The 8,221-nt window shown below is 65.8% G+C and carries 10 protein-coding genes; 2 read left to right on the top strand and 8 right to left on the bottom strand.

The features are described 5' to 3' along the window. Positions 1–12: 12 nt before the first annotated feature. The 5 genes from I5M_RS15965 to sdhC form a co-directional block, all read right to left on the bottom strand. Positions 13–795, bottom strand: coding sequence for a succinate dehydrogenase iron-sulfur subunit (locus I5M_RS15965; RefSeq protein ID WP_031336610.1), 783 nt, complete (start codon positions 793–795; stop codon positions 13–15). Positions 796–902: 107 nt separating this feature from the next. Beyond that, on the bottom strand, positions 903–2,117 hold the full coding sequence (locus I5M_RS34085) for an FAD-binding protein (RefSeq protein WP_283804870.1): 1,215 nt from the start codon (positions 2,115–2,117) through the stop codon (positions 903–905). Then, positions 2,020–2,730 carry an FAD-binding protein gene (locus I5M_RS34080; RefSeq protein WP_283804869.1) on the bottom strand — a complete coding sequence of 237 codons (711 nt, stop codon included), beginning with the start codon at positions 2,728–2,730 and terminating at the stop codon, positions 2,020–2,022. The genes I5M_RS34085 and I5M_RS34080 overlap by 98 nt, the downstream gene beginning before the upstream one ends. Before the next feature lie 4 nt (positions 2,731–2,734). Continuing rightward, positions 2,735–3,157 carry a succinate dehydrogenase, hydrophobic membrane anchor protein gene (gene sdhD, locus I5M_RS15955; RefSeq protein WP_022722309.1) on the bottom strand — a complete coding sequence of 141 codons (423 nt, stop codon included), beginning with the start codon at positions 3,155–3,157 and terminating at the stop codon, positions 2,735–2,737. Further along, a complete protein-coding gene (sdhC, locus tag I5M_RS15950; RefSeq protein ID WP_022722308.1) occupies positions 3,154–3,552 on the bottom strand; it encodes a succinate dehydrogenase, cytochrome b556 subunit in 399 nt (132 codons plus the stop codon). The genes sdhD and sdhC overlap by 4 nt, the downstream gene beginning before the upstream one ends. A gap of 331 nt (positions 3,553–3,883) precedes the next feature. Here sdhC and I5M_RS15945 point away from each other — a divergent pair, with 331 nt between their 5' ends. Further along, on the top strand, positions 3,884–4,873 hold the full coding sequence (locus tag I5M_RS15945; protein WP_022722307.1) for a cation diffusion facilitator family transporter: 990 nt from the start codon (positions 3,884–3,886) through the stop codon (positions 4,871–4,873). Positions 4,874–4,880: 7 nt separating this feature from the next. On the opposite strand, the gene I5M_RS15940 is transcribed toward I5M_RS15945, so the two are convergent. From I5M_RS15940 to I5M_RS15925, 3 genes are all read right to left on the bottom strand, one after another. Next, the gene (locus I5M_RS15940) at positions 4,881–5,819 is read right to left on the bottom strand and encodes a 1-phosphofructokinase family hexose kinase (RefSeq protein WP_022722306.1); all 939 of its coding nucleotides are present in this window, start codon (positions 5,817–5,819) and stop codon (positions 4,881–4,883) included. A gap of 268 nt (positions 5,820–6,087) precedes the next feature. Continuing rightward, a complete protein-coding gene (locus I5M_RS15930) occupies positions 6,088–6,912 on the bottom strand; it encodes a universal stress protein (protein ID WP_022722304.1) in 825 nt (274 codons plus the stop codon). Between the two features lie 153 nt (positions 6,913–7,065). Then, a complete protein-coding gene (locus I5M_RS15925; protein WP_022722303.1) occupies positions 7,066–7,749 on the bottom strand; it encodes a protein-L-isoaspartate(D-aspartate) O-methyltransferase in 684 nt (227 codons plus the stop codon). 143 nt (positions 7,750–7,892) lie between these two features. Between I5M_RS15925 and I5M_RS15920 the strand changes: the two genes are divergently transcribed. Then, positions 7,893–8,114, top strand: a complete 222-nt coding sequence (locus I5M_RS15920) for a ChaB family protein (protein WP_031336608.1) — start codon at positions 7,893–7,895, stop codon at positions 8,112–8,114. Positions 8,115–8,221: the final 107 nt, after the last annotated feature.

Below are 8,221 nucleotides of genomic sequence, written 5' to 3'. Positions count from 1 at the left end.
ATGATGCGCGGATCAGATCTGGCGTTCGACCAGCTTGAGCTTGAGATTGGCGATTGCCTCGGAGGGGTTGAGGCCCTTCGGGCAGACCTTGGCGCAGTTCATGATGGTGTGGCAGCGATAGATGCGGAACGGATCCTCGAGATTGTCGAGGCGCTCGCCGGTAGCTTCGTCGCGGCTGTCTTCGACCCAGCGGGTCGCCTGCAGCAGCGCGGCCGGGCCGAGGAAGCGGTCCGAATTCCACCAGTAGCTCGGGCACGAGGTCGAGCAGCAGGCGCACAGGATGCATTCGTAGAGACCGTCGAGCTTCTCGCGGTCTTCGTGGCTCTGGCGCCATTCCTTTTGCGGCGTCGGCGTCACGGTCTGCAGCCAGGGCTGGATCGAAGCGTACTGCGCGTAGAAGTTCGTGAGGTCGGGTACGAGATCCTTCACCACCGGCTGATGCGGCAGCGGGTTGACCTTGACGGCGTCGCCACGGACGTCGTCCATCGCCTTGGTGCAGGCGAGCGTGTTCTCGCCGTCGATGTTCATGGCGCAGGAGCCGCAGACGCCTTCGCGGCAGGAGCGGCGGAAGGTCAGCGTCGGATCGATGTTGTTCTTGATCCAGATGAGTCCGTCCAGAACCATCGGGCCGCAATCGTGCTTGTCGACGTAGTAGGTGTCGACGCTCGGGTTCTTGCCGTCGTCCGGATTCCAGCGATAGACGCGGAACTCGCGAACTTCGCTCGCGCCTTCCGGCTTCGGCCAGGTCTTGCCGCCGGTGATCTTCGAATTCTTCGGAAGTGCGAATTCAACCATGTCGTTGCCTCTGGCTCTGTTCGTCATTGCCGGGCTTGACCCGGCAATCCATCTTCTTGCGAAGAGCGATGGATGCCCGGGTCAAGCCCGGGCATGACGATCTAGGATCAGTACACACGCGCCTTCGGCGGAATGTACTGGACGTCGTTGGTCATCGTGTAGTCGTGCACCGGGCGATACTCGATGGTGGTATCGCCCTTGTCGCCGAGCCAGGCCAGCGTGTGCTTCATCCACTGCGCGTCGTCGCGATTGGGGAAGTCCTCGCGGGCGTGGGCGCCGCGGCTCTCGGTGCGGTTGGCGGCGGAGTTCATCGTCACCACCGCTTGCACGATCAGGTTGTCGAACTCCAGCGTCTCGATCAAATCCGAATTCCACACCAGCGAACGGTCCGAGACGCCGATGTCGCCGATACCGCCGTGCACTTTGGCGATCAGGTCCTTGCCTTCGGCGAGCACTTCACCGGTGCGGAACACCGCGCAGTTGTTCTGCATCACGTGCTGCATGCGCTCGCGCAGCTTGGCGGTCGGGGTGCCGCCCTTGGCGTAGCGGTACTTGTCGAGCCGCGACAGCGACAGCTCGGCCGAGTCGGCCGGCAGCTCGGGCTGCTTGCCGTTCGGTACCAGCTTCTCGGCGCAGCGCAGCGCCGCGGCGCGGCCGAACACCACGAGGTCGATCAGCGAGTTGGAGCCGAGGCGGTTGGCGCCGTGCACCGACACGCAGGCGGCTTCGCCGAGCGCCATCAAGCCGGGCACCACTGCGTTGTCGTCGCCATCCTTCTTGGTGACGACTTCACCGTGGAAGTTCGTGGGAATGCCGCCCATGTTGTAGTGCACGGTCGGCAGGATTGGGATCGGCTCGCGGGTGACGTCGACGCCGGCGAAAATTCGTGCCGATTCCGAGATGCCCGGCAGACGCTCGGCCAGCACTTCCGGCGCCAGATGGTCGAGGTGCAGGAAGATGTGATCCTTCTTCTTGCCGACGCCGCGGCCTTCGCGCATTTCGATCGTCATCGCGCGCGAGACGACGTCGCGCGACGCCAGATCCTTGGCGGACGGCGCGTAGCGCTCCATGAAGCGCTCGCCCTCGGAATTGACGAGGTAACCGCCTTCGCCGCGCGCACCTTCGGTGACGAGGCAGCCCGACCCGTAGATGCCGGTCGGGTGGAACTGCACGAACTCCATGTCCTGCATCGGAAGGCCGGCCCGCAGCGCCATGGCGCCCCCGTCACCCGTGCAGGTGTGCGCCGAGGTGGCACGGACGCGTAGGCGCGGCCATAGCCGCCGGGTGGCCAGGATCGTGGTCTGGGCGCGGAAGCGATGCAGCGTGCCGTCGTCGAGCTTCAGCGCGACGACGCCGCGGCAGGTGCCCCTGATCGTCCATGATCAGGTCGATGGCGAAGAATTCGATGTAGAACTCGGCCGAGTGGCGCAGCGCCTGGCCGTACATCGTGTGCAGCATGGCGTGACCGGTACGATCCGCCGCCGCGCAGGTGCGCTGCGCCTGACCCTTGCCGAAATCCATCGTCATGCCGCCGAACGGCCGCTGATAGATCTTGCCGTCCTCGGTGCGAGAGAAAGGCACGCCCCAATGCTCGAGCTCGTAGACCGCGTCCGGGGCGTTGCGCACCATGTACTCGATGGCGTCCTGGTCGCCGAGCCAGTCCGACCCCTTGACGGTGTCGTACATGTGCCAGCGCCAATCGTCCTTGTGCATGTTGCCGAGCGAGGCCGAGATGCCGCCCTGCGCCGCAACCGTGTGCGAGCGGGTCGGAAACACCTTGGTGATGCAGGCGGTGCGAAGCCCGGCTTCGCTGCAGCCGACCACCGCGCGCAGGCCCGCGCCGCCGGCGCCGACGACGACGACGTCGTAGGTGTGATCCTCGATCGGGTAGGCGTGGCCGCCCACGGCCGGTGCGCCGTTGCCGTTCGCCGCCATGCTCTTACACTCCGGATGCCAGTTTGAAGATCGCGAAAATCGCCGCCAGCGCGACGGCGATCGAGAAGAAATTGTTGGCCATGATGGTGACCAGCTTGAGCTTCTCGTTCTGTACGTAGTCCTCGATCACCACCTGCATGCCGATCTTCATGTGGACCGCGGAGGCGATGATGAACAAGATCATGATCAGCGAGATCAGCGGCGAACCGAGTATCTGCGCGGCGCCGGCCTGATTACGGCCGAGCAGCATCATGATCACGACGATGACCGGCAGGATCAGCAGCGTCATGGCGACGCCGGTGATGCGCTGACGCCAGAAGTCGCTGGTGCCCGAATGAGCGGCGCCGAGCTTGCGGACCTTGCCCATCGGGGTGCGCATGGTGTTGGCGCTGCGCGGCGCGTTGCCGTGGGATTCTTCGATGCTCATCGGGCAACTCCCATCGAGAACGCGACGACCCAGAGCAACACCGTCAGCGTGACGCCGCCGATCAGCGCCGCCCAGGTGAGCCATTCGCGGTCGGCGGACTTGAAGCCGTAGCCGAGGTCCCAGATGAAATGCCGAATGCCGCTGAGCAGATGATGCATCAGCGCCCAAGTGTAGCCGAACAGGACCAGCCGGCCGATCCAGCTGCCGGTGAACGCCTGGACGGTGGCGTAGTTGGTGGGGCCGGCGGCGCAGGCGATCAGCCACCACGCCAAGAGCAGGGTGCCGAAATACAGCGCGATGCCGGTGGCGCGGTGGACGATGGACAACGCCATCGTCAGGCTCCAGCGGTAGGTCTGCATATGCGGCGAGAGCGGTCGTTCGATCCTGGTGGTCATCAGCGGCTTTTATGTTGGAGCTGCTTGAGGGCGGGAGCCTCGGTGTCGAAGGTGTCTGCTGTTTGTTTTTAGAAGTTCTAGTGGTCAGACGTGCCCGCCGTCGCCACGATGCTGGCGCGAAGGCGCCCCTATTTACGAAGTGCATCCATTCAGCGCAACGGCGAAGTGACAAAGACAGGACACCAATTCATTCTTTCAAGCATATGGCTTCGCAGTGTGAAGACAAGTTGTCAGTCGCGGTCCGGTAGCTTGGCGCTGAAGGTCGATTCACAAACCCGACCTCGTGCAAACACGAAGCGCCCGCGGTAGGGGTTGTTCCTGGAGCACTTCGATGACCCACGATCACGGCCACGGCCATGAAGCCCACGCCGCTTCGCACGCCCATGCCCATTCGCACCGGCACACTGGTGGCCATAGCCATGCGGGCGCCGGACACAGCCATGCGCCGGCCGATTTCGGTCGGGCCTTCGCAATCGGCATCGCGCTGAACATCGCTTTCGTGGTGGCCGAAGGGCTCTTCGGCTATTTCGGCAACTCGATGGCCCTGATCGCCGACGCCGGCCACAACCTGTCCGACGTGCTCGGGCTGGCGTTGGCCTGGGGCGCCGCGGCGCTGTCGAAGCGGCCGCCATCGGCCCACTACACCTACGGGCTTCGCGGCTCGTCCATCCTGGCTGCTCTGTTCAACGCGGTGTTTCTGCTGCTGGCGGTCGGCGCCATTGCCTGGGAGGCCGTGCTGCGGCTGTTCAATCCCGAGCCGGTGGCCAGCGTCACCATGATGGTGGTTGCGGGGATCGGCGTCGGCATCAATGCGGTGACAGCCTGGCTGTTCGCCTCCGGCCGCGACAGCGACCTCAACATCCGCGGCGCCTATCTGCACATGGCGGCCGACGCCGGCGTGTCGGTCGCGGTGGTGCTGGCCGGTCTGGTCATTCTCTTCACCGGCTGGACCTGGCTCGATCCGGTCGCCAGCCTCGCGGTCGCGGTTGTCATCGTCTGGGGTACCTGGGGCCTGCTGCGCGATTCGGCCGCGATGTCGCTCGACGCCGTGCCGCGCGGCATCGATCCGGTCGCCGTACGGGACTTTCTGGCGAGCCGCCCCGGCGTCGCCCAGGTTCACGATCTGCATATCTGGCCGATGTCGACCACCGAGGTGGCGCTGACCTGCCATTTGCTGATCCCGACCGGCGCGCCCGGCGACGGCTTCCTGATCGAGCTGGCGCACGAGCTGCAGCACGATTTCGGCATCGCCCACGCCACCGTGCAGGTCGAGACCGACCCGCAGACGCCCTGCGCGCTGGCGCCGGACCACGTGGTTTAGGCGGCCGCTACAGCCGCTCGATCACCACCTCGCGGCTGAGCCGTTCGACATCGGCGGGACGGCAGAGTTCGGTGCCGTGCATCGTGAGCGACGCCGACCCCGCAGCGAGGCCGAGGCGGAACGCGTCTTCGAGCGGACGGCCCTGCACCAGCGCATGGGTGATGGCGCCATGGAAGCTGTCCCCAGCACCGACGGTGGAAATCGCCGTGACCGGCAGCGCCGGCGAGCGCAGCGCGACATCCTTGGTGATCAGCACGGCGCCCAGATGCCCCAGCGACAGTGCCACGATCTCGACCTCGCCGCGGTCGATATGCTGCCGCGCCGCCTCGACCCAATCGCGCTCGCTGGACAGCGGCCGACCCGCCAGACCCTGCATCTCCCGCAAATTCGGTTTGATCAGCGTGACGCCGTGCTTCAGCGCCTCGACCAGCGGCTCGCCGGACGTATCGAGGAAAAACTTCGCACCGAGCCGCTTCGTCACCGCCGCAGCGCGCGCATAAAAATCCGCCGGCACGCCGGGCGGCAGGCTGCCGGAGCCGACCACGATTCTGGGTGCGGGCACAGTGGCGGCGAGGGTGGTCAGCATGGCGTGCCACTCGGGCTCTGCCAGCGTCTGACCCGGCAGCACGAAGCGATATTGTGCGCCGGTGTCGTTCTCGGTGACGGAGAAATCTTCGCGGGTTTCGGCCTCGACCTCGACGACGCGCGTCGGAATGCGCTCGCGCGCCAGCAGGCTGGTGAGCAACTGGCCGGTGAAGCCGCCGGCCGGGTAGATCGCCTCGACGCTGCCGCCGAAGCGCCGCACCACCCGCGCCACATTGATGCCGCCGCCACCCGGATCGCGCGTCGCCGCCACGCAACGCAGCTTGCGGCTCGGTACCATTTTCTCCACGGAGGTCGACAGGTCGAGCGCTGGATTGGGCGTCAACGTCACGATATCGACCATCGTGGGAGGGTCTCCGACGGTGTGAGGAAGCGCGGCAGGCGAACGAGGCAACATCGAGCGGCAGCCTCGACGGGACGGGGGATTCAATTTGGCGTCCCGGCCCGGCGCTGCCGTTGACGCCCATCAAAAGCACCGACGCGAAAGTGCTCTGCGCGGCTTCTCAGCCGTCATGGCCGGGCTCGTCCCGGCCAACCACGTCTTGCCACGCAGTGAGGCCCAATTCGTGGATGGCCGCGACAAGCGCGGCCATGACGGCGAAAATCAAACCTCAATGCGACATCAGCACAGGGACAGTCATCGACTTCAGCATCTCGCGGGTGACGCCGCCGAGGACGAATTCACGCAGGCGCGAATGGCCGTAGCCGCCCATCACCAATAGGTCGGCCGACGAATCGGCGACGTGCGACAGGATCGAGGCGGCGACGCCGACGTCCGGCGCGGTGATGGTTTTGACGTCGAGCTTGATGCCGTGGCGTGCCAGATGATTGGCCATCTCGATGCCGCGCAGCTCGTTGGGATCGCGCACCTTGTGGTCGCGCACGATCAGCAGCTCGACGGCGCCGGCGCGGCGCAGCAGTGGCCGGGCATCGTTGATCGCACGCGTCGCCGCACGGCTACCGTCCCAACAGCAGACGATTCGGTCGAGCTTCAGCGCCGCCTTCTGGATATAGGGCACGATCAGCACGGGGCGTCCGGAGTCGAACAGCACCTGCTCGATCAGGATGTCGTTGTCGCCCTCTTCGGCGTCCGACTGCATGATGATCGACAGATCGAAGCGCCGCGCCATCTTGGGGAAGCGGCCGGGCGTGCCGTAGGCCGTCTCGAGCAGATGATGTTCGGCCGAGACGCTTTGGCGCCGGCAGTTCTCTTCGAATTGCCCGATCGCTGCTTTGGCGGCGGCTTCGCTGGCCGCGATCATCTGGTTGATCACGTCGGACGGGAAATCCGGCATGGTGAAGTTCGGCAGCGCGTCGTAGGCGAAGCACACGCCGGCGATGTGGGCGTCGAACATCTGCGCGACGCCGATCGCGAATTCACTGATGCGCTGGCGCGGCGTGTTGCGCTCGAGATTGACGATGAGATCCTTGATCATGGTCGTGCTCCCCGCAGTTTCGTGGTGTTGCCGATTGCTATAGCGCGTCTGCCGCTAGGCTCATTTGCGTTGGGTCAGTGTGCGATGGGTCAGTTGGCGCGCGAGCGATAGCGCGGCGACGCAGGTATAATGTTGCGCTGAGTCAAGGTGGCATCAGCGTGGCGGTTGGCCGAAGCCTTCGGCGCCGAGCAGCGGCACGAAACGGACTTCGGCCAGAGTCTCTTCGTAGAAATCGGCTTCACCCTGGCGGGTGACACGGACCAGTCGCTGCATGTCGTCGCTCGGCCCAACAGGCATCACCAGCCGGCCGCCGATGATCAGCTGCCGCTTCAGCGAGGCCGGCACCTGCGGGCCGCCGGCCGCCACCACGATCGCCGCAAAGGGCGCATGTTCGCGCCAACCCAGCGTGCCGTCGCCGCAGCGCAGATGCAGATTGCGGATGCCGAGCCGGCCAAGCACCGCCGCTGCCGCATCGGCCAAAGTGTCGATACGCTCGACCGAAAACACTTCCGCCGCCAGTTCAGCCAGCACTGCGGCCGCGTAGCCGGAGCCGGTGCCGATTTCCAGCACACGTTCGCCGCCTGTCAGCCCGAGCGCCTCGGCCATCAGCGCGACGATGTAGGGCTGCGACATGGTCTGCCCGGCGGCGATCGGCACCGGGGCATCGTCATAAGCAAAAGCGCGCTTGTCGGCGGGCAAGAAAGCCTCGCGCGGCACCCTGCGCATCGCCGCCAGCACGCGCGGATCGCGCACGCCGCGGGCGGCGATCTGCTCGGTCACCATCCGGTCACGCTGCAGCGCAAATGACGCTTCGCTGGGCGAGTCCGCAGCCGTCATGACGCTTCTCCTCGAGCCCGTCGACCGGAGTGGACGCGAGCCCGCCGCAATCGGGTGGGAGACTTGTGCATCCGCGCCGACGCAACCCACGATATTCGATTTTGTTCGTCCTGGGTACGGCACCAACGCGACAGGAGACGACGCTGCCTTACGCTTCGATCGACGATCTGCCGCCGGCGCTGCAGGTGCGGCTTCCACTCCACGCGCAGCAGATCTACATCGCGGCGTTCAACAACGCCTTTGCCGAATATGCCGAGCGCGGCCCCGAGGAGCAGGAGGCGACCGCCCACCGCGTCGCCTGGGCGGCGGTGAAGAAGCAGTATCGCAAGGACGGCGAACGCTGGATCGCGCGCCAGCCGGGCTGATATTGGCGAAGGGACTTAGCGGCCCCGCGCGATACGGCCTTGCAGCTTGCGACGCACCGCGTGCGCAGCTTCCTGCGCTGCGCCGCCGATGATGATCATCAGGAAGT

It is taken from the genome of Rhodopseudomonas sp. B29 (assembly GCF_000333455.1).
Lineage (GTDB): Bacteria > Pseudomonadota > Alphaproteobacteria > Rhizobiales > Xanthobacteraceae > Rhodopseudomonas.
Note: the sequence above shows the minus strand (reverse complement) of the source record. Positions and strands in the feature narration are given on the sequence as shown.

Bases quoted from the DNA above. Each gene is read 5' to 3' on its own strand.
- I5M_RS15965 (WP_031336610.1), bottom strand. From the start codon at position 795: ATGGTTGAATTCGCACTTCCGAAGAATTCGAAGATCACCGGCGGCAAG.
- I5M_RS34080 (WP_283804869.1), bottom strand. From the start codon at position 2,730: ATGGCGGCGAACGGCAACGGCGCACCGGCCGTGGGCGGCCACGCCTAC.
- sdhD (WP_022722309.1), bottom strand. From the start codon at position 3,157: ATGAGCATCGAAGAATCCCACGGCAACGCGCCGCGCAGCGCCAACACC.
- sdhC (WP_022722308.1), bottom strand. From the start codon at position 3,552: ATGACCACCAGGATCGAACGACCGCTCTCGCCGCATATGCAGACCTAC.
- I5M_RS15945 (WP_022722307.1), top strand. From the start codon at position 3,884: ATGACCCACGATCACGGCCACGGCCATGAAGCCCACGCCGCTTCGCAC.
- I5M_RS15940 (WP_022722306.1), bottom strand. From the start codon at position 5,819: ATGGTCGATATCGTGACGTTGACGCCCAATCCAGCGCTCGACCTGTCG.
- I5M_RS15930 (WP_022722304.1), bottom strand. From the start codon at position 6,912: ATGATCAAGGATCTCATCGTCAATCTCGAGCGCAACACGCCGCGCCAG.
- I5M_RS15925 (WP_022722303.1), bottom strand. From the start codon at position 7,749: ATGACGGCTGCGGACTCGCCCAGCGAAGCGTCATTTGCGCTGCAGCGT.